The organism is Micromonospora sp. SH-82, assembly GCF_051132485.1.
Classification (GTDB): domain Bacteria; phylum Actinomycetota; class Actinomycetes; order Mycobacteriales; family Micromonosporaceae; genus Micromonospora.
Window position 1 is genome coordinate 5,603,719 of record NZ_CP148049.1, and the last position, 19,619, is coordinate 5,623,337.

A 19,619-nucleotide genomic window follows, 5' to 3' on the forward strand; every position below is an offset into this window, starting at 1 on the left:
GCCCGCCGGAAGCCGGTGCCGCGAAACACCACTTCCGGTCGTCGGAACGTGCTCGACCTCGGGTGAAGCTGCGAACCTCGACCCTCAATCGAACACCCGTTCTAACACTGCCGACAGTACACCTCTCGGCGGACGAAAGCGCAACGTGCCGAGCGATCCGGCGTGGTGGATGAACCCAGGTCGACGGGCACTGCGGCACGGGCACCCAGCGCCCGCACCACACGAGCGAGCCCGGGCGAGCCGGCCCCGCGACCGGGGACGGGCGACCGGCGCTGCGGCCCACCCCCACGCCGAGCGGGTCTCGGCGGCTGGGGACCGCCGCAGGGTCGGGCAACCGACAGCCGCCCCCGGCCGCGATCGACCGTCCGGGTGGATCGAGAACCGCACCGAGAGACCCCGGGGAAAGGCACGTCCGGTGTACGACAGGCCGGAAATCGCATGCTCCGTTGACACCAATAATGGCGCGCTGCTTCGCTGTCGACATCGCTCGACAAATGACCACCGCATTTCCCTGAAAGACCGGAGGAGACGTGCAGCACATTCCGATCCGCAACAGCACCGGTCGACGGTTGCTGATCTTTTTCGCTTTCGTCGTACCGCTGGTGTTCTCCACCGGCGCGGCCGCCGCGGTCACCACCGCGCCGACTCAGACCACCGCGCGGGAGGCCGGCACCACCCGGGTCACCCGGACCACGGGGACCACCGCCGACCCGGCCCGCTACTGGACGCCGCAGCGGCTGACCGCGGCGACCCCCCTGGACGAGACCGCCGCACCGCCCGGGGGCACGCTGTCCCCGCTCCCCCGGCCCGGACCGGTGGTACGGCACGCCACCGGGGCGGCCGCACCGGCCGAGGCCGCCCGACGGGCCCTCCAACTCAACGAGTCGATCACCGTGGGGAAGATCTTCTTCGTCAACTCCACCACCGGCCAGGGCAACTACTGTTCGGCGAGCGTGGTCAACAGCACCGCCCGCAACATGGTGTTCACCGCCGCGCACTGCCTGCACGACGGCCCCGGACGGACCTGGCACACCGCGAACTGGCTGTTCGTCCCCTCCTACCGCAACGGGGCGCAGCCGTACGGCACCTGGACCTGGTCCACGTTGGCCGTCCCGACCGGGTGGATCAACACCCGGGAGCGGCAGTACGACGTCGGCGTCGCCCTGGTCCACGGCACCCGCTCGGTGGTGGACGCGGTCGGCGGAAACGGGCTGCTCACCGGCGGTGGCCGGACCTACCGGTACGACATCTTCGGCTACCCGAGCAACCGGGGTGGCGGGGAGGCGCAGTGGGTCTGCTCCGGCACCTCCTCCGACGCCGGCAGCAACCGGATCGAGATGGGCTGCCCGTGGGGCGGCGGATCGAGTGGCGGACCCTGGTACTACCGATACGACAACACCACCAGAATCGGTGACGTGCACGGGGTGACCAGTTACACCAACAACAAGGACAACCCTTCGTACATCGGTTCTCCGCACTTTTCCGACGCGGTGGTCGGTACGCTCTACCGGGCGTACGCCAGCCGCACCTGGTGACACCGGAAAACGGTAGAACAATTCACGAGACGGGGTGCCCCGGCGGGGGCGCCCCGTTCCGGTTCCGGCGAGCGCCCGCACGTGCCAGAATGGCTATGGTGAACGAATGACGTGAAAGCGGATCACATTGAAGGAGGTGTCCCGTGTCCGGTCGAGCCATGATCCTCACCGGGGTCGCTGTCGTCGCACTGCTCGGGGGTGCCGCCGGGGTGGCCGGGCTGCTGCGGGCCGGAGGCGACCACGCCTCGGGCCCCGGCGCGTCCGCCGGGATCACCGAGACGACCCGGTCTCCCGCCCGCCCCGACGGGGCCGGGGAGCACTGGACCCCGGAGCGGATGCGTGACGCCGCCCCCGCCCCGATGCCCGAGGGCCGCGAGCCCTGACGCCGACGCGCGAGACGCCGCACCGCGCCTGATCCGCCGGTCCCGTTCCGCCCGGCGGGGAACACCCGAGGGTCACCGGGAAGAATGGCGTCATGCAGGAACACCCGAGCGGCACCGCCGTCGAGACGGCGTGAACCCCGACACCGCGCACAGCCCACCGGACCCGGCCACCGGGGAGGGTCCTGCGGAGCTGGTCACCCTGCACGTCTGGCGGGTTCCCCGGAAGGCGTTGCCCCGGGCGTTGGTCCGGATGGCGGTGGACCCGCGCCGGTTGCGGGCCGTCGACGGCGTACGGTTCGGCAAGTTGCTCGGCACCGGGACCGGGACCGGGTTCGGACCCGGCGACGCCGATCCGACCCGGTGGGCGGCCCTGACCGTCTGGGACTCCCCCGGCGCCGCCGCCGGGTTCGACACCTCCCCGGTCGGGCTGGCCTGGGCCCGGATCGCCACCTCGGCGGTCCGGGTGGACCTGCGCCCGCTCACCAGTCGCGGCGAGTGGTCCGGCCGACGTCCGTTCGGTGACCCGCCCGGCGGTCGGTCGGAGGGTCCGGTCCTGGCCCTCACCCGGGCCCGACTCCGACCGAGCCGGGCGGTCACCTTCTGGCGGGCGGTCCCCCCGGTGGCCGCCGCCCTGCACGCCGCCCCGGGCCTGCTCGCACGCTTCGGGGTGGGCGAGGCCCCGGTGGGTTGGCAGGGCACCGTCACCGTGTGGCGCGATCCGGCGGACCTGGTCCGGTTCGCGTACCGTCAGCCCGAGCATCGCGCCGCGATCACGCGGACGGAGAGCGCCGGGTGGTACGCCGAGGAGCTCTTCGCGCGGTTCGCGATACGCGACGTCGTCGGGGACCGGACCGTGCTCGGTTGGGTCGCCGGGGGCGACGTGGAGGAGACGAAGGGCGGGCAGGCGTGAGGTTGGTGCGGTGGACACCGGACGATCTCGTCCGACGGCTGGACGACGTGGTCGCCGTCTACGGTGAGGCGATGAACTACCGCGCCGACCTGTTGGAGGTCCGGCGCGGCTACATCGCCACCCACGTCCGGCGGCCCGGCTTCCGCGCCGTCGCGACCCTCAGCCGCGAGGGGCACCTGGCCGGTTTCGGGTACGGCTACCAGGGCACCGCCGGTCAGTGGTGGCACGACCAGGTGCACCGGGCCCTGGAACCGGAGGCCCGGCAGCGGTGGCTGACCGACTGCTTCGAGGTGGTGGAGCTGCACGTACGACCACCGGCGCAGGGGCACGGGGTGGGGGCCCGGCAGCTGCGTGCCCTGTTGACCCTGGCCTCGGGGAGCACCACTCTGCTCTCCACCCCGGAGGCCGACGAACAACGCTCCCGGGCGTGGCGACTGTACCGGCGGTTCGGCTTCGCCGACGTCCTGCGCGACTTCCGGTTCCCCGGTGACGAACGCCCCTTCGGGGTGCTCGGCCGGGACCTGCCGCTGCCCGCCCCGACGGGGTCCGCTCCGGCCGACGCCGCTGCGGTCGCTCCGACCGACGCCGCTGCGGTCGACGCTGCTGCGGTCGGCTCCGCTGCAGTCGGCTCCGCTGCAGTCGGCTCCGCTGCGGTCGACGCCGCCGTGGCCGGGTCCGTCCCCGCCGAGTCCACCCCCGCCGAGTCCCGGACCGGCGGCGTAGGGCGCGGACCGAGCGTCACGCCGTGATTCGCCGGCACCTGCCCTGGCTCCTGCTGGGGACCCTGATCCTGGCCCAGATCTGCTACCCGCTGACCGACGGCACCACCCGGGCCCGGCTGACCGTCGCCACGGTGCTGTTGGGCTACCTGCTCTCGGTCGCCCACGCCCTGCTCACCAGGGGTCCCCGGACGGCCGTGGCGCTGGTGGCGGTGGCCACCGGCGGCGGGTTCGCCATCGAGGCGCTGGGGGTGGCCACCGGTTTCCCCTTCGGCACCTACGACTACTCCGGACAGCTCGGCCCGAAACTGGCCGGGGTGCCGTTGATCATTCCGCTGGCCTGGACCTGGATGGCCTGGCCGGCCTGGTTGGCAGCGGTCCGGCTGACCGGGCGTCTCGCCCCGGGCGGGCCACGGCGGCTGGCCCGGATCGCACTGGCCACCGTCGGCCTGGCCACCTGGGACCTCTTCCTCGACCCGCAGATGGTCGCCGAGGGGCACTGGCGGTGGCTGGACCCCACGCCCGCCCTGCCCGGCCTGCCCGGCATCCCGATCAGCAACTATCTGGGCTGGCTCCTCTTCGCCGTCGCGATGATGACCGCGCTGCGCCCGCTGGCCGGGCCGGACGTCGACCGGACCGGACCGGCGGACCACCCGATGTACGCGCTCTACCTGTGGACGTACTTCTCCAGCGTGCTGGCCCACGCGGTCTTCCTCGACCTGCCCGCCTCGGCGGTCTGGGGCGGGGTCGGCATGGCGGTGACAGCGCTTCCGCTCACGGTGCTGCTCGCCCGGGCGCGGCGCGCACCGAGGTGACGCCGTGGTCGTCCTGATCTCCCTGGTCCTCGGCGTCGCGGCGCTCACCGCACACACGTGGGTGAACGCCACCCGGTGGCTGCGCCGGCCGACCGCCGCGCCGGGCGGGACCACCGAGGCGGTGGCGGTGCTGCTGCCGCTGCGCGACGAGGCCACCCGGGTGACCCCCTGTCTCCAGGCGTTGCTGGCCCAGCAGGGCGTACCCGACCTGCGGATCGTGGTGCTCGACGACGGCTCCACCGACGGCACCGCCGAGGTGGTCCGGCGGGTGGCCGGCGGGGACCCCCGGGTCACGGTGCTCACCGGGGCCGCCCCGCCCCCCGGATGGCTGGGCAAGCCGCACGCCTGTCACCAACTGGCGGTCTCCGCCGACCCGACCGCCGGGGTGCTGGTCTTCGTCGACGCCGACGTGGTGCTCGCCCCGGACGCGGTCGCGGCGGCGGTCGGTGAGCTGCGCGCGGCCGGGGCCACCCTGCTGACGCCGTACCCCCGGATCGTGGTCGAGTCGGTGGCCGAGCGGCTGGTCCAGCCGTTGTTGCAGTGGTTGTGGCTGACCTTCCTGCCGCTGCGCGCGATGGAACGGTCGGCCCGGCCGTCGCTGGCAGCGGCGGGCGGCCAGTTCCTGGTGGTGGACCGGGCCGGTTACACAGCGGCCGGGGGTCACGCGGCGGTCCGGCACCAGATCCTGGAGGACGTCGAACTGGCCCGGGCGGTCAAGCGCGCCGGCGGACGGATCGCCCTGGCCGACGGTTCCCGGCTGGCCACCTGCCGAATGTACGAGAACTGGGCGCAGCTGCGGGACGGGTACAGCAAGTCGCTCTGGGCCGTCTTCGGGCACCCGGGCGCGGCGGCGGCGGTGCTGGTCGGTCTCCTCGCCCTCTACACGCTGCCCCCGGTGGTGGCGGTCGGGGCAGTGCTGGCCGGTGCGCCGACGGTGGCGGTGACCGCCTGGGCGGGCTACCTGTTCGGGGTGGCCGGGCGGATGATCAGTGCCCGGTCGACGGGTGGACGGTGGTGGCCCGACCCGTTGGCACACCCGGTGTCCGTCGTGGTCCTCGGCTTGCTTCTCGTCCGGTCGTACCATCTGCGGAAGCGGCGGCAGCTGTCCTGGCGGGGCCGCCCGGTCACCTAGGAGGCGCGGCATGGCGCGGATCGTGGTCGTCGGTGCCGGTGTGGGTGGGCTGGCCACCGCAGCCCGGCTCGCCGCCGCCGGACACGAGGTCACCGTCTGCGAACAGGCCGAGACGGTCGGCGGCAAACTCGGCCGGTACGTCCACGACACCCCGGCCGGGTCGTTCCACTTCGACACCGGGCCGAGCCTGTTGACCCTCCCCCAGGTCTTCCACGACCTGTTCGAGGCGACCGGGGCGAAACTCGACGAGTACCTCGACCTGGTCGGGCTGGACCCGATCGTGCGGCACGTCTTCGCCGACAGCGGACCCACCCTGGACTCCTGTGCCGACCCGGAGGTCTTCGCCGAGCGGATCGGGGTCGCGTTCGGGGATCGGGCGGTCGCCGACTGGCAGCGACTCTGGCAGCGCTCCGCACGGATCTGGGACGCCTCCTGGCGGGACATCCTGCGGCGGCGCGTCGACTCCCCCCGGGACCTGGCCGGGTTGGCGTGGCGCCTGGGCGACCTGGCCGCGATCGCCCCGGGTCGGACCCTGCGCGGGCTGGGCCGACGGCACCTGCGCGAACCCCGGCTGCGGATGATGCTGGACCGGTACGCCACCTACACCGGCGCCGACCCGCGTCGGGCTCCCGCCGCGCTGCTCGCGGTCCCCTACGCCGAGCTGGCCTTCGGTGGGTGGTACCTGCGCGGTGGGCTGGGCACCCTCGCCGACGCGCTGCTGTCGCGCTGTCTGGACCTGGGCGTGGTGGTGCAGACCGGCACCACCGTCACCCGGATCGACGCCGCCGGTGGACGGGTCCACGGGGTACGCCTGGCGGGGGTCACCGCGCCCCTGCCGGCCGACGTGGTGGTGGCCAACGTCGACGCCCTCACCGTCTACCGGGACCTGCTGCCCGACCCGCGTCGGCTGGCCGGACTCACCGACCGCAGCCTCGCCGGGTTCGTGCTCCTGCTCGGGGTGCGCGGCGACTCCGGGCTGGCCCACCACAACGTCTTCTTCCCCACCCGCTACGACGCCGAGTTCGACGCGGTCTTCGGTGACCCGGGGCGCGGGACACCGGCCCGACCGGCCGCCGACCCGACAGTCTTCGTCACCGTGGCCGACGACCCGACGGTTCGACCCGACGGGCACGAGGCGTGGTTCGTCCTGGTCAACGCGGCCCGCCACGGCACGGCCACGGGCGCTGTGGACTGGCGTCGGCCGGGGTTGGCGCAGGCGTACGCGGACCGGGTCCTCGACGTGCTCGCCGAGCGGGGTACCGACGTGCGGGACCGGGTGGTGTTCCGGGAGATCCGCACCCCCGCCGACCTGGCCGCCGGGACCGGCGCACCGGGCGGGACGATCTACGGTACGGCAGGCGGGCTGCTCCGCCCGGCGAACCGGGGGCCGGTGCACGGGCTCTGGCTGGTCGGCGGCTCCAGCCACCCGGGTGGCGGGCTGCCGATGGTCACCCTCTCCGCGCAGATCGTCGCCGCCGAGATCGGCCCGGCGGTGTAGGGCGTCACTTCCCGGTGGGGGCGGGAGCGGGGGGCGTGGAGTCGGCGTCGAGCAGGACTCGACGGACGGCGGAGAGCAGCTGCCCGAACCCGAACCCGGCCAGCAGGACCCAGACCGCGCCGGCCATGGTGGCGGTACCGGCTGTCAGATCGGCCTGGATCGTCCCGGCCAGCCCGGTCACCAGCAGCCCCACCAGGGCCACGCAGACCCGGGTGGGCCGCTCTCCGACCGTCACCGCGCCGATCTCCCGCATCCCGGCCGAGACGGCGCGGGCCCGGACGTACTCGTGCAGCCAGGAGAGCGCACCCCCGGCGACCACCAGCGCTCCCGGGGCGCCGAGCAGCCAGAACGCGAGCAGCCAGGCGACCTCACCCAGCCGGTCGGCGACCGAGTCGTAGACGTATCCGAGCCGGCTGGTCCGTCGGGTCGTCACCGCCACCGCGCCGTCGACGCTGTCGGCCACCGAGGCGAGGAGCACGAAGAACGCGCCGAGGAACGGTCCGTCTCCCGGGCGTCCCACGAGCAGCGGTACGCAGAAGCAGAGCAGCACCCCGGCCGCCGTGACAGCGGTGGGGGTCACCCGTAGCCGACCCAACACGTACCCGATGTGGTAGGCCAGGCGCAGCCAGCCACGGACCACCGGCGCCGCCGTCCGGGGGTCGAAACCGCCGTGCAGCCGCGCCCACTCGGTCGCGTACTCGTGCCAACTCAGCTGGGTGCCCACCACTGATCAACTATGGCAGCGTGGCGAAGGTGGCGTGGCCGGAGCCTCAGACTCGGCTGCCCACCTGGAGGTTCTGCCAGACCTCCCGGGTGGCGGTGGAACGGTTGAGGGTGATGAAGTGGATCCCGGGCACCTCTTCGTCCAGCAGTCGTCGACACATCTCGCTGGCCTGCTCGATGCCGAGCCGCCGGACCGCCTCCGGGTCGTCGCGGATCCGGTCGAACTGCTCGGCGAGGGCCGTCGGGAAGGGGGCACCGGACAACTGCACGGAACGCTCGATGGTGCGGATCTGGGTGACCGGCATCACCCCGGCCAGGATCGGCGTGTCGCAGCCCGCCGCCGCGACCCGGTCCCGCAGACGCAGGTAGTCGTCGGCGTCGAAGAACATCTGGGTGACCGCGAAGTCGGCACCGGCCCGACACTTGCGGATGAAGTGCTCGGTGTCGCTGTCCACGTCCGCCGACCGGGGGTGTTTGTAGGGGAAGGCGGCCACCCCGACGCTGAAGTCGCCCGACTCGCGGACCAGGCGGACCAGGTCCTCGGCGTAGAGCACCCCCTCGGGGTGGCGTACCCAGTCCCCGGTCGGGTCGCCTGGCGGGTCGCCCCGGACCGCGAGGACGTTGCGCACCCCCACCCCGGCGAGCCGGCCCACGACGTTGCGCAGCTCGGCGACGGAGTGGTTGACGGCGGTCAGGTGGGCCATCGGGAGCAGGGTCGTCTCGGTGGCCACCCGCTCGGTGACCGCGACGGTGGTGTCCCGGGTCGTGCCGCCCGCGCCGTAGGTGATCGACACGAACGACGGACGCAGCGACTCCAGCTCCCGGATCGCCTGCCAGAGTAGTTTCTCGCCCTGCTCCGTCTTGGGTGGGAAGAACTCGAACGAGAAGGTCTGGCCGGCACGGACCAGCTCCCCGATCGCCGGTTGCGGGGGAAGGACCGAGGGAAGACCGAGTGCCACGTCTCGACTCTAGCCGTAATCCCCATCGACGCCAGGACCGTCCCACGCCCGCCGCCGTCGACGGCCGTGCCGGTCGAGCCGCGCGTCGCACGGGTGGTGACGCGCCAGGACCGACCGGGACCCGATAGCGTCGGGGGTGTGACCCACGCTGCTCCTGTTTCCCCCGTCGACCGCGCTGACCTCCGCCACCGCATCGACAAGGCCCTGACGGAGTTCCTGACCAACCAGCGGGTCTGGATGGCCGGGGTCGACGCCGCCCTCGACCCGGTGGCCGAGGCGATCGAGGCGTTCGTGCTGGGCGGCGGCAAACGGCTCCGGCCGGCCTTCGCCTACTGGGGCTACCGAGGTGCCGGCGGCACCGACTCCGACCAGGTGGTGACCGCCCTCGCCGCACTGGAGTTCGTCCAGGCCAGCGCGCTGATCCACGACGACCTGATGGACCGGTCGGAGACCCGGCGGGGGGTGCCGTCGGTGCACCGGCGGTTCGCCACCCGACACCGCGACTCCGGCTGGGGCGGAAACCCGGACGGCTTCGGCGAGGCGGCGGCTCTCCTCCTCGGCGACCTCTGCCTGGTCTGGTCGGACGAGTTGCTGCACTCGTCCGGGCTGCCCCCGCAGACCACCGCCCGGGCCCGACCGGTCTTCGACCTGATGCGGACCGAGGTCACGGTCGGGCAGTACCTCGACGTGCTGACCCAGGCCACCGGGGACACCTCGCTGGAGCGCGCCGGCAAGGTCGCCAGGTACAAGTCGGCCAAGTACACGGTGGAGCGCCCTCTGCTGCTGGGGGCGGCGCTCGCCGACGCCCCGGAGGACGTCCGGACCGCCTACTCGGCGTACGGGCTGCCGTTGGGTGAGGCCTTCCAGCTGCGCGACGACGTCCTGGGGGTGTTCGGCGACCCGGCGCAGACCGGCAAGCCCGCCGGCGACGACCTGCGCGAGGGCAAGCGGACCTACCTGATCGCGGCGGCGGCCGAGGCGCTCGACGCCGCCGACCGGGAGGTGCTGCTCGGTCGGCTCGGCGACCCGGCGCTGGGCGAGGCGGGGGTGGCCCGGCTGCGGGAGCTGATCGTGGCCAGCGGGGCGTTGGAGCGCACCGAGCAGCGGATCGTCACCCTGACCGACGCCGCGCTCGCCGCCCTGGCCGCCGTCGACCTCGGCACCGAGGCCCGCCAGGCCCTGGTCGACCTGGCCATCGCCGCCACCCGCCGGGCGGACTGAGCCGGTACGCGACAGCCCGGCCGACGCCGACCCGGCCGAGGCACGCCGCAGGCGGGGTCGACGTGCGGGTGACGGGCGGCCCGGGTCCCGCCGGTCGTCAGAAGCCGAGCGCCTGGGCGCGGCGCTTGACCTCCCTCGCCTGGTGGCCGCCGAGCGCGGCGGCCGGGGTGCCGGAGAGGGTGTCGTCGGCCTCGTAGAGCCAGCGCAGCATCGCCTCGTCGTCGTAGCCCGCGTCGGTGAGCAGGTGGATCACCCCGGGCAGGTGCTTGCGCACCGTCGGGTTGGCGACCAGGTCGGCGGGGACCCGGCGGACCCCGTCGCGGCGGAAGGCCAGCAGCTCACGATCCCGGATCAGCTGGTGGACCTTGCTGATCGACAGGTCGAGCCGCTCGGCGACGTCGGGCAGCGTCAGCCACGCGGCGGGGTCGGCGGGGCCGGGAAGGTCGGAGTCGGCCGGGGCGGCGTCGGCGGGTACTGGTTCACTCACCCGATCACCCTGCCACGCGCCGCCGTCCGGCCGCCATCGGCACCCCGGACGAGCCCGCACGCCGCCGTCGGGCCTGGGCCGTCCGGCGCCGGGAACGCACCTGTCGTACCGACTGTGACCTGCCCGGACGCGTCGGGACCCCGGATGTCGCCCCCGGGGCGTAGCATCCTGTACCACCTTCCCCTTACGGAGACTTACACTTCTCGCCGATGGACACACAGGTCGCCGACACACTCCTGGGCTCGCTGCTCGACGGGCGCTACCGCATTCGCAGTCGCGTGGCCCGTGGTGGCATGGCGACCGTCTACACCGCCACCGACGAGCGCCTCGAGCGCACGGTGGCCGTCAAGATCATTCACCCGACCCAGGCGCCCGACGCCCGCGACCGGGGTCCCGGATTCGTCCGGCGGTTCACCGACGAGGCGAAGACGATCGCCCGGCTGACCCACCCCAACGTGGTCGCCGTCTACGACCAGGGCATCCACAACGGCCTGCCATACCTGGTCATGGAGTACGTCAGGGGTCGGACGCTGCGTGAGGTCCTCGCCGAGCGCCGCCGGTTGAACCCGGACGAGGCGCTGGCGATCACCGAGCAGATGCTCGCCGCGCTCACCGCCGCACACCGGGCGGGACTCGTGCACCGGGACGTCAAACCGGAGAACGTGCTCGTCGCCGAGGCCCCGACCGGGGGCGTCGCCAACCTGGTCGACGGGGTGGTGAAGGTCGCCGACTTCGGGCTGGCCCGGGCCGTCGAGGCCAGCGCGGACGAGGCCAGCGGCAACCAGTTGATGGCCACCGTCGCGTACGTCGCACCGGAGCTGGTCACCGAGGGCCGGGCGGACGCCCGCAGCGACGTCTACTCCGCCGGGATCGTGCTGTTCGAGATGGTCACCGGCCGGGTGCCGTACGAGGGCAACCGACCCGTCGACGTCGCCTGGCAGCACGTCGACCGGGACGTACCCGCCCCGTCGACACTGGTGCCGGCCCTCCCCCGGGCTGTCGACGACCTCGTGGCACGGGCCACCCGGCGGGAGCCCGGTGCCCGGCCCACCGACGCCGGCGCGCTCCTGTCCGAGGTGCAGACGGCCCGGGAGGACCTGGGCGACCCGAACACCCAGACGGCTGTCATCCGGCGGATCACCGACGTCCCGCCGATGGCCGAGCCGACAATGGCGGTGGCGGCGCTGCAACCGACGCAGCGACCCACCTGGGCCCGGCTCCCGGAGCAGGAGAGCCGCCCGCACCGACGCCGGGCCGCCCCGTCCGGCGGCCTCGGTGAGAAGTGGCAGGCCGTCCGGGCCAAGATCGCCGCCGGCTCGCAGGGCCGGCTGGGCATCGCCGCCGTCATCGTGGTCCTGGGACTGGTGGCCGCCGTCGGCGGCTGGTGGTTCGGGGTGGGCCGCTACACCGTCGCCCCCGAGCTCGTCGCGCTGACCAAGGCGGAGGCGGAGGCGCAGGCCGCGCGGGGCGGCTTCACCGTCGTCTACGACGATCCGCAGTTCCACCCCGAGGTACCCCGCGACGGGGTGGTCCGACAGGAGCCCGCCTCGGCGGGACGGGTCCTCAAGGGCGGCCGGATCACCCTCACCCTCTCCCTCGGTCCGGAGAGCTTCCCCGTCCCCGACGTGGTCGGCAAGGACTTCGACCTGGCCGAGACGGACCTGCTCAACGCCCGGCTGGTGATCGAGAAGGGCAAAGCCCGGTACGACGACAGCCTGCCGGAGGGGGTGGTCGTGGCGACCGACCCCAAGGCCGGTGAGGAGGTCCGACCGGACACGAAGATCACCGTGATCCTCAGCAAGGGTCGGGCACCGATCACGGTGCCGAACCTGGTCGGCAAGAACCTCAACGAGGCCCGGTCGACCCTGTCCGGCCTCGGCCTCGAAGTGACCGAGGAGTACACGGACTCCGACAAGCCGCGCGACGAGGTCCTCGACCAGGACCCGAAGAACGGGGCCGGGGTCGAGAAGGACGCCAAGGTCAAGCTCAAGGTCAGCAAGGGGCCACCGCAGGTGGCGGTGCCGAGGGTGGTCGACCTGCCCTGCCAGGAGGCCAAGCAGCAGTTGGAGGGTCAGGGCTTCCCGGTGGCGGTGCAGTTCAACCCGAACGGCACGGTCCGGTTCCAGAACCCGGGCGAGAACTCGCAGGTGCCCTCGGGCACCCAGATCACCATCGGATGCTTCTGACATGTCCGAGCACAGACCGGTCGGCTCGCACACCCCGACCTCCGGTGGCCTGGCCAAGGCGGCGCTGCCGTACGCGGCCGAGATCGACTCCGAGGTGATCCAGGTCTACGTGGCCAACTCCCGGGGTTGGGCGCTGCCGCCCGGCGACCCCCGGCAGGACGCGCTGTTCCGGGCCGGCTGCGCCGAGCGGGGCCTGCCGGTGTTCATCCACGCCAGCCTGCTGGTGAACCTCGGCTCCCCCACCCCCGAGACGGTCCGCAGGTCGACCGAGGCCCTGGCGCACGGGCTGCGTCGGGGAGCCGCGATCGGGGCCGCCGGGGTGGTCTTCCACGCCGGCAGCGCCGTCGACGCCTCGCACGCCGAGGCGGCGATGCTGCAGGTCCGGGCCGCGCTCCTGCCGCTGCTGGACGAGGCGATGGCCACCGGGGGTCCCCGGCTCCTGGTCGAGCCGAGCGCGGGCGGCGGGCGGTCGCTCGCCTCCCGGGTGGAACACCTCGGGCCGTACCTGGACGCTGTGGACCGACACCCCTGGATGGGGGTCTGCTTCGACACCTGTCACGCCTGGGCGGCGGGCCACGACCTGGCCGCCGAGGGCGGTATGACCCGGACCCTGGACACGTTGGTGGCCACGGTCGGGGCCGAACGGCTGCGCCTGGTGCACGCCAACGACTCGAAGGACCTCTGCGGCTCCACCCGGGACCGCCACGAGTCGATCGGCAAGGGCTCCATCGGGGAGCCGGCCTTCGCCGAACTGATGACCCACCCCGCCACCGCCGGGGTGCCGGTCCTGGTCGAGACGCCCAGCGGCGACCGGAACGAGGGACACGCCGCCGACATCGCGGTGCTCAAGCGCCTGCGGCCCTGACCCGGCGGGGCGACACCCATCCCGCCGGGGACCGGACGGATCAGCCCCGCAGGATGCGGGTCAACACCTCGACCGCGTGCTCCACGCCCGCGTCGTCGAGGTCCAGGTGGGTGACGAGACGGGCGACGCTCGGCCCGAGGACCGAGATCAGCACCCCCTCGGCGCGGGCCGCAGCCCCCACGGCGGGCGCGTCGAGCGTCGACTTGGACAGGTCCAGCGGTACGAGGTTGGTGCGGACCGGGGCGGCGAGCACCCCGAACGGGGCGACCGCCTCGGCGAGCCGGGCCGCCCGTACGTGGTCCTCGGCGAGGCGGTCGACGTGGTGGTCCAGGGCGTACCGGCCGGCGGCGGCGAGCACACCTGCCTGACGCATGCCGCCCCCCATCCGCTTACGGATCACCCGGGCCCGCTCGATCCTCTCGGCGCTGCCGACCACCACCGACCCGATCGGCGCCCCGAGCCCCTTCGACAGGCACACCGACAGGGTGTCGAAGATCAGGCCGTACTCCCGCAGGCCGACGCCGTCGGCGACGTGCGCGTGCCAGATCCGGGCCCCGTCACAGTGCAGGGCGACCCCGGAGTCGTCGGCGGCCCGACGCAGCTCCCGCAGGGTGTCCAGCGGGATCACCCCGCCGCCACTCCGGTTGTGGGTCTGCTCGACGGCGATCGCCCGGGTCGGCACCGCGTGGTAGCCCGCCGGGCGGATCATGGCGGTCACCGTCACCGGGTCGATGTCCGCCCCCGCCGGTGACCAGGTCCGGGAGGAGATCCCCCCGTACGCGGCGGCGGCCCCCATCTCGTACGTCACCACGTGCGCGTCGGCGTCGCAGAGCAGCTCCTCGCCGGGCGACACCAGCAGTTGCAGGGCGATCTGGTTCGCCATCGACCCGGACGGGGCGAACATCGCCGCCTCGTGCCCGAACATGGCCGCGACCTGGGCCTCCAGCGCGTTGACGGTCGGGTCCTCGCCGTACACGTCGTCGCCGACGTCAGCCCCGGCCATCGCCGCCCGCATCCCCGGGGTCGGCCGGGTCACCGTGTCCGAACGCAGATCGACAGTCACAAACTCATCCTTCCGTCACCCACAGTGCCGGCCTTTCCGGGCACCGACTGCGGGGCTCGCAAGCTCACTCCTCGCGTCACCCACAGTGCCAACCCCTCCGGGCACCGACTGCGGGGCTCGCAAGCTCACTCCTCGCGTCACCCACGGAGCATCTCCGCGACGAGGAAGGCCAGTTCCAGCGACTGCTGGGTGTTCAGGCGGGGGTCGCAGGCGGTCTCGTACCGGCCGGGCAGGTCGAGGTCGGCGATGTTCTGCGCGCCGCCGAGGCACTCGGTGACGTCCTCACCGGTCAGCTCGACGTGCAGGCCGCCGGGGTGGGTCTCCAGGCCCCGGTGCACCTCGAAGTAGCCGAGCACCTCGTCGACGATCCGGTCGAAGTGCCGGGTCTTGTAGCCGTTCGACGACTCGTGGGTGTTGCCGTGCATCGGGTCGCACTGCCAGACCACCTTGGCACCGGACGCGTGGACCTTGGCGACGATCGCCGGCAGGACGTCGCGCACCTTGTGGTTGCCCATCCGGCTGATCAGCGTGAGGCGACCGGGGATGTTGTCCGGGTTGAGCTTCTCGCACAGCTCGATCGCCTCGTCGGGCTTGGTCCCCGGACCGATCTTGACCCCGATCGGGTTGGCGATCCGGGAGATGAAGTCGATGTGCGCGCCGTCGATCTGCCGGGTCCGCTCGCCGATCCAGAGGAAGTGCCCGGACAGGCCGTACGCCCGGTTGTCGGAGACCCGGGTGAGGGCCCGGTCGTACTCCAGGGCGAGGGCCTCGTGGGAGCAGTAGAGGGTGACCCGCCGTAGGGCTTCGTCGTTCGTCATCCCGCAGGCCCTGATGAAGGCCATCGCCCGGTCGATCTCCCGGGCGATCGCCTCGTACCGCTCTCCGGCCGGGGAGTTGCGCACGAAGCCCTTGTTCCAGTCGTGCACGGCGTGCAGGTCGGCCAGCCCTCCGGCGAGGTACGCCCGGAGCATGTTCATCGCGGCGGCGGAGTTCGCGTACGCCCGGATCATGCGCTGGGGGTCGGCGACCCGGGCCTCCGGGGTCGCCTCCAACGAGTTGATCATGTCCCCGCGGTACGCGGGGAGCCCTCGGGCGTCGGTCGGCAGCGAGCGGGGCTTGGTGTACTGCCCGGCGACCCGGGCGACCTTGACCACCGGCAGGGACGCGCCGTAGGTGAGGACGATCGCCATCTGGAGCAGGGTGCGGGAGTTGGCCAGCAGGTGGCTCTCCGTGTTGTCGGCGAAGGTCTCGGCGCAGTCACCGCCCTGGAGCAGGAACGCCTTGCCCTCGCAGACCAGGGCGAGGCGCTGCCGGAGCTCGTCGACCTCGTACGGGGCGACGACCGAGGGCACGGTGTCGAGCACCCGGCAGACCTCGGCGACCTGGGTCTGGTCCGGCCACGGCGGGGTCTGTGCCCGGGGCAGGTCCCGCCAGCGGTCCAGGCCGAGGGCGGCGTCCTCGGTGTCCACGGTCGGTCGGCTGGTCTGCAGGCCGGGGTTGCCCACCCCGGGATGGCTCAGCTGGTGCCACTCTTGGCGCATGTCGAAAGCGTACGGCGAACGGGTCCGATCGCCACGCCGAGGGGGACGGTTCCGGCAGATGAGACGACCCGCACAAGCCCGGCAGGTCAGCTCGGCGGCGGGGCCGGGGCGTCGTTGAGGTCGGGATCGTCGGGGGCGGTCCCGACTGTCGGGCCGGCGGTCTTCGGAGGGGCGGCCGGGGCGTCCGACGCCTGCGGACTCGCGGTCGCCGTGGGTTCCGACGCCTGCGGGCTCGGGGTGCCCGGCACCTCACCGGAGATGCACCAGTCGGCACCGCTGCGGGTGACGGTGAACTGCAGCGCCCGCGACACCTGTCTGGTGCCCACCGTCACCGTCAGTACGGTGTCGACCTGCTGCCCGCGCGGGCCACGTCGGACGTCGGTGATGGCGACGTCGGAGACCTCGAAGTGGTCGGCGAAGTCCCCGTTCGGCCCGGTGGCGCCCGCGTCGAAGGTGTCGTGCAGCGGGGTGCAGAGCTGGTTGCGCCCGGCTGCGACGTCCTTGGCGACCATCGCGTCGAGGTAGGCCTGGACCCGTTCGCGGGACTTCGCGTCGACGTCCTCGCTCGGTGTGGGGCTCGGCCGGGCGTCGGGGTCGTCCCCGCCGAGGGCGCACCCGAAGAGCGCGCCGGGCAACAGCACGAGCGTGGCGACGGCCGCCGCCGCTCTCCCGGTCTCCACCCGCATCGGTCCTCCCGTCGGTGTCGCCTGGGGCCGAAGCGACGCGACGGGGTCGTCCCGACTCGCTCCGTGACAGCGAGTTTGGCACATCGACCCACTTGCATCGGCGCGCCTCGACGGCGGACACTTTTTGTTAACTTTCCTAACAATGGAGGTCGGCATGAGACGACGTCGCAAGGCCCTGATCGCCACCACCCTCGGTGTCCTCCCCACCGCGCTGGCCGTCGGCCTGACCGGCTCGGCGACGGCGCACGGCAGCATGCAGTCGCCGGCCAGCCGGACGTACACCTGTTTCCTGGAGGGGGCGGAGACCCCCGACTCCGCCGCCTGCCGCGCGGCCGTGGCCACCGGCGGCACCCAGGCGGTGTACGACTGGCACGAGGTGAACATCGCCAACGCCGCCGGCAACCACCGGCAGCTCATCCCGGACGGCCGCCTGTGCAGCGCCAACCGCGACAAGTACCGGGGGTTCGACCTGGCCCGCGCCGACTGGCCGGCCACCGCCCTGCCCTCCGGCGGCACGTGGAACTTCGCCTACCGCGCCACGGCCCCGCACCGAGGCACCTTCACGCTCTACCTGACCCGGACCGGGTACGACCCGACCCGGCCGCTGACCTGGGCCGACCTGGAGGTGTTCCACACCGCCACCGACCCCGCGCTCACCGACGGCTCCTACCGGATGACCGCCCGGGTGCCCCAGCGCTCCGGCCGGCACCTGGTCTACTCGATCTGGCAGCGCTCGGACAGCCCCGAGGCCTTCTACACCTGCTCCGACGTCACCTTCGGAAGCACCCCACCGACCACCCCACCCCCTCCGACCACCACCGCACCACCGACCACCCCACCCCCGCCGACCACCCCGCCGCCCACCACCGCACCGCCCACCACCGCACCGCCGCCGACCACTCCCCCGCCGACCGGCGTTCCGGCCTGGCGGGCGGGGACCGCGTACGCCGTCGGCGACCAGGTCGGCCACGCCGGCCGGACGTACCGGTGCCGCCAGGCGCACACCGCCCTGGTCGGGTGGGAGCCGCCGACCACCCCCGCCCTCTGGCTCGCCGGATAGCAGCGGGCCCCTCGCCGACGCGAAACCGTCGACGAGGGGCCCCTGGTGCGAGCGGCCGGCCGGATCAGCCCAGACCGGAGCGGATCGCGCCGATCAGTTCACCGTTGCCGGTGTCCCCGGAGAGCTCCCAGAAGAAGGCTCCGCCGAGTCCCTGGTTCTTCGCGTACGTCATCTTCCCGCCGATGGTCTGCGGGGTGTCGTAGCTCCACCAGTTGCTGCCGCACTTGGCGTACGCCGTACCGCCGACGGTTCCGGTGGCCGGGCAGGTGTTCTTGAGTACCTTGTAGTCCTCGATGCCCTGCTCGTAGGTGCCCGGTGCCGGCCCGGTGGCGGTCCCGCCCGGCGCGGTCTGGGTCACCCCGGTCCAGCCCCGGCCGTAGAAGCCGATGCCGAGCAGCAGCTTGTTGGCCGGGATGCCCTTGCTCTTGAGCTTCTGGATCGCCGCGTCCGACCAGAACCCCTGCTGCGGGATACCGGTGTACGAGGTCAGCGGGGAGTGCGGGGCGGTGGGTCCCTGCGGGCTGAACGCGCCGAAGTAGTCGTACGTCATCGGCATGATCCAGTTGAGGTGGGTCGCCGCTCCGGCGTAGTCGGCGGCGTCGATCTTGCCGCCGTTGCTGCCGTCCGCGGTGATGGCGGCGGTGACCAGCGCCGAGGAACCGAACTTGGACCGCACCGCGCCGACCACGTTCTTGAACGCCGCCGGGCCGCTGGCGTCACAGGTGAGGCCACAGGCGTTCGGGTACTCCCAGTCGAGGTCGATGCCGTCGAAGACGTCGGCCCAGCGCGGGTCCTCGACCAGGTTGTAGCAGCTCTCGGCGAAGGCGGTCGGGTTCTGCGCCGCCTGCGTGAAGCCGCCGGACCAGGTCCAACCACCGAAGGACCAGATGACCTTCAGGTGCGGGTGCATCTTCTTGAGCTTGCGCAGCTGGTTGAAGCTGCCGCGCAGCGGCTGGTCCCAGGTGTCGGCGACGCCGTCGACACTGTCGGCGGCGGTGTACGCCTTCTCGTAGTCGGCGTAGCTGTCCCCGATGGTGCACCGACCCCCGGTGGTGTTGCCGAAGGCGTACAGGATGTGGGTCAGCTTGCCCGCGGACCCGCTGGTGTGGATGTTCTTCACGTGGTAGTTGCGGCCGTAGACGCCCCACTGCGCGAAGTAGCCGACGACCTTCTTGTTCGGGTCCGGCGGGGTGGTCGGGGGCGGGGTCGTCGGTGGGGGCGTGGTCGGCGGGGCGGTGGTCGGTGGCGCGGTGGTGGGCGGCGGGGTGCCGCCACCGCAGGCCGCGCCGTTGATGGTGCAGGTCACCGGGGCGCGGTAGGCCCCGGTCCCGTTGTAACCCCAGCTGAACGAGGCACCGGGGGCGAGACTGCCGGCCCAGCTCTTCTTGACCGCCACGTAGCGGTTGCCGCTGGCGGTCACGTCGGCGTCCCAGGAACTGGCGATCGTGGTACCGGCGGGCAGCTGGAACTCGATGCGCCAGGTCGCGAGGGTGCTGGTCGAGCTGTTGGTGATGGTCACCTTCGTCTCGTGACCGGTCCCCCAGTCCTGTGCCTTGGTGAAGGCGGCGGTGACCGAGCCGGCACCGGAGGCGGAGGTCATCGGGATCAGGGCGACGGTCACCGCCAGCACGGTGCCGAGCCAGAGGGCGCGGCGGAGCGGTCTGTTCATGACGCCTCTTCCTCTAACAGTTAGGAAGGTTTACTAATTTAGGGTGAGACGCTACTCACCAGTTCACCATTCCGTCAAGATGCATCTACTTCGATCTCCCGAGGTCGCGGAGGTGCGGGCGGGGAGCGGCCCGACCGCCAACCCCGGCGGAGCCTCGCGCCGCCACC

Annotated in this window: 17 protein-coding genes and 1 pseudogene; 11 read left to right on the forward strand and 7 right to left on the reverse strand. The window is 72.8% G+C overall.

From position 1 onward, the window contains the following. Positions 1 to 530: 530 nt before the first annotated feature. From WHN02_RS24540 to WHN02_RS24570, 7 genes and pseudogenes are all read left to right on the forward strand, one after another. On the forward strand, positions 531 to 1,535 hold the full coding sequence (locus tag WHN02_RS24540) for a trypsin-like serine peptidase (RefSeq protein WP_434741027.1): 1,005 nt from the start codon (positions 531 to 533) through the stop codon (positions 1,533 to 1,535). 143 nt (positions 1,536 to 1,678) lie between these two features. Beyond that, entirely contained in the window at positions 1,679 to 1,918 is a 240-nt protein-coding gene (locus WHN02_RS24545) for a hypothetical protein (protein ID WP_434741028.1), read from the forward strand. A gap of 130 nt (positions 1,919 to 2,048) precedes the next feature. Then, positions 2,049 to 2,828, forward strand: a complete 780-nt coding sequence (locus WHN02_RS24550; protein WP_434741029.1) for a monooxygenase — start codon at positions 2,049 to 2,051, stop codon at positions 2,826 to 2,828. Next, a pseudogene (locus WHN02_RS24555) lies at positions 2,825 to 3,385 on the forward strand (GNAT family N-acetyltransferase); the annotation flags it as partial. The gene WHN02_RS24550 and the pseudogene WHN02_RS24555, both read left to right, overlap by 4 nt. Positions 3,386 to 3,576: 191 nt before the next feature. Further along, positions 3,577 to 4,362, forward strand: a complete 786-nt coding sequence (locus tag WHN02_RS24560) for a carotenoid biosynthesis protein (RefSeq protein ID WP_434744054.1) — start codon at positions 3,577 to 3,579, stop codon at positions 4,360 to 4,362. A 4-nt stretch (positions 4,363 to 4,366) separates the two neighbouring features. Then, positions 4,367 to 5,494 (forward strand): glycosyltransferase, encoded by a 1,128-nt coding sequence (locus WHN02_RS24565; RefSeq protein WP_434741030.1) that lies wholly within the window; start codon positions 4,367 to 4,369, stop codon positions 5,492 to 5,494. 10 nt (positions 5,495 to 5,504) lie between these two features. Continuing rightward, positions 5,505 to 6,992, forward strand: a complete 1,488-nt coding sequence (locus tag WHN02_RS24570; protein WP_434741031.1) for a phytoene desaturase family protein — start codon at positions 5,505 to 5,507, stop codon at positions 6,990 to 6,992. A 4-nt stretch (positions 6,993 to 6,996) separates the two neighbouring features. Here the strand turns inward: WHN02_RS24570 and WHN02_RS24575 are convergent, their stop codons facing one another. Then, positions 6,997 to 7,719: a CDP-alcohol phosphatidyltransferase family protein gene (locus WHN02_RS24575; protein WP_434741032.1), complete on the reverse strand. Its 723-nt coding sequence runs from the start codon at positions 7,717 to 7,719 to the stop codon at positions 6,997 to 6,999. Positions 7,720 to 7,762: 43 nt separating this feature from the next. After that, positions 7,763 to 8,674: a methylenetetrahydrofolate reductase [NAD(P)H] gene (gene metF / locus WHN02_RS24580; protein ID WP_434741033.1), complete on the reverse strand. Its 912-nt coding sequence runs from the start codon at positions 8,672 to 8,674 to the stop codon at positions 7,763 to 7,765. A gap of 138 nt (positions 8,675 to 8,812) precedes the next feature. Between metF and WHN02_RS24585 the strand changes: the two genes are divergently transcribed. Further along, a complete protein-coding gene (locus tag WHN02_RS24585) occupies positions 8,813 to 9,895 on the forward strand; it encodes a polyprenyl synthetase family protein (RefSeq protein WP_434741034.1) in 1,083 nt (360 codons plus the stop codon). A gap of 97 nt (positions 9,896 to 9,992) precedes the next feature. Here the strand turns inward: WHN02_RS24585 and WHN02_RS24590 are convergent, their stop codons facing one another. After that, entirely contained in the window at positions 9,993 to 10,382 is a 390-nt protein-coding gene (locus WHN02_RS24590) for an Rv2175c family DNA-binding protein (protein WP_434741035.1), read from the reverse strand. 209 nt (positions 10,383 to 10,591) lie between these two features. Between WHN02_RS24590 and pknB the strand changes: the two genes are divergently transcribed. Continuing rightward, positions 10,592 to 12,568 carry a Stk1 family PASTA domain-containing Ser/Thr kinase gene (pknB, locus tag WHN02_RS24595; RefSeq protein WP_434741036.1) on the forward strand — a complete coding sequence of 659 codons (1,977 nt, stop codon included), beginning with the start codon at positions 10,592 to 10,594 and terminating at the stop codon, positions 12,566 to 12,568. Between the two features lies 1 nt (position 12,569). After that, positions 12,570 to 13,433 (forward strand): deoxyribonuclease IV, encoded by an 864-nt coding sequence (locus WHN02_RS24600; RefSeq protein WP_434741037.1) that lies wholly within the window; start codon positions 12,570 to 12,572, stop codon positions 13,431 to 13,433. 40 nt (positions 13,434 to 13,473) lie between these two features. Here WHN02_RS24600 and WHN02_RS24605 read toward each other — a convergent pair whose 3' ends face one another. The 3 genes from WHN02_RS24605 to WHN02_RS24615 all read right to left on the reverse strand — a co-directional run bounded on the left by WHN02_RS24605 (position 13,474) and on the right by WHN02_RS24615 (position 16,723). Continuing rightward, positions 13,474 to 14,448, reverse strand: a complete 975-nt coding sequence (locus WHN02_RS24605; protein ID WP_434744055.1) for a threonine aldolase family protein — start codon at positions 14,446 to 14,448, stop codon at positions 13,474 to 13,476. Between the two features lie 185 nt (positions 14,449 to 14,633). Next, the gene (locus WHN02_RS24610; protein ID WP_434741038.1) at positions 14,634 to 16,037 is read right to left on the reverse strand and encodes a class II 3-deoxy-7-phosphoheptulonate synthase; all 1,404 of its coding nucleotides are present in this window, start codon (positions 16,035 to 16,037) and stop codon (positions 14,634 to 14,636) included. A gap of 86 nt (positions 16,038 to 16,123) precedes the next feature. Next, a complete protein-coding gene (locus WHN02_RS24615) occupies positions 16,124 to 16,723 on the reverse strand; it encodes a hypothetical protein (RefSeq protein ID WP_434741039.1) in 600 nt (199 codons plus the stop codon). Between the two features lie 154 nt (positions 16,724 to 16,877). Here WHN02_RS24615 and WHN02_RS24620 point away from each other — a divergent pair, with 154 nt between their 5' ends. Beyond that, positions 16,878 to 17,783, forward strand: a complete 906-nt coding sequence (locus WHN02_RS24620; RefSeq protein ID WP_434741040.1) for a lytic polysaccharide monooxygenase — start codon at positions 16,878 to 16,880, stop codon at positions 17,781 to 17,783. Between the two features lie 64 nt (positions 17,784 to 17,847). Here WHN02_RS24620 and WHN02_RS24625 read toward each other — a convergent pair whose 3' ends face one another. Then, a complete protein-coding gene (locus WHN02_RS24625; RefSeq protein ID WP_434741041.1) occupies positions 17,848 to 19,452 on the reverse strand; it encodes a glycosyl hydrolase family 18 protein in 1,605 nt (534 codons plus the stop codon). Between the last annotated feature and the right edge of the window lie 167 nt (positions 19,453 to 19,619).

Coding starts and splice junctions, on each gene's coding strand:
- WHN02_RS24570 (WP_434741031.1), top strand. CDS start 5,505: ATGGCGCGGATCGTGGTCGTCGGTGCCGGTGTGGGTGGGCTGGCCACC.
- pknB (WP_434741036.1), top strand. CDS start 10,592: ATGGACACACAGGTCGCCGACACACTCCTGGGCTCGCTGCTCGACGGG.
- WHN02_RS24600 (WP_434741037.1), top strand. CDS start 12,570: ATGTCCGAGCACAGACCGGTCGGCTCGCACACCCCGACCTCCGGTGGC.
- WHN02_RS24605 (WP_434744055.1), bottom strand. CDS start 14,448: ATGCGGGCGGCGATGGCCGGGGCTGACGTCGGCGACGACGTGTACGGC.
- WHN02_RS24610 (WP_434741038.1), bottom strand. CDS start 16,037: ATGCGCCAAGAGTGGCACCAGCTGAGCCATCCCGGGGTGGGCAACCCC.
- WHN02_RS24615 (WP_434741039.1), bottom strand. CDS start 16,723: ATGCGGGTGGAGACCGGGAGAGCGGCGGCGGCCGTCGCCACGCTCGTG.
- WHN02_RS24620 (WP_434741040.1), top strand. CDS start 16,878: ATGAGACGACGTCGCAAGGCCCTGATCGCCACCACCCTCGGTGTCCTC.
- WHN02_RS24625 (WP_434741041.1), bottom strand. CDS start 19,452: ATGAACAGACCGCTCCGCCGCGCCCTCTGGCTCGGCACCGTGCTGGCG.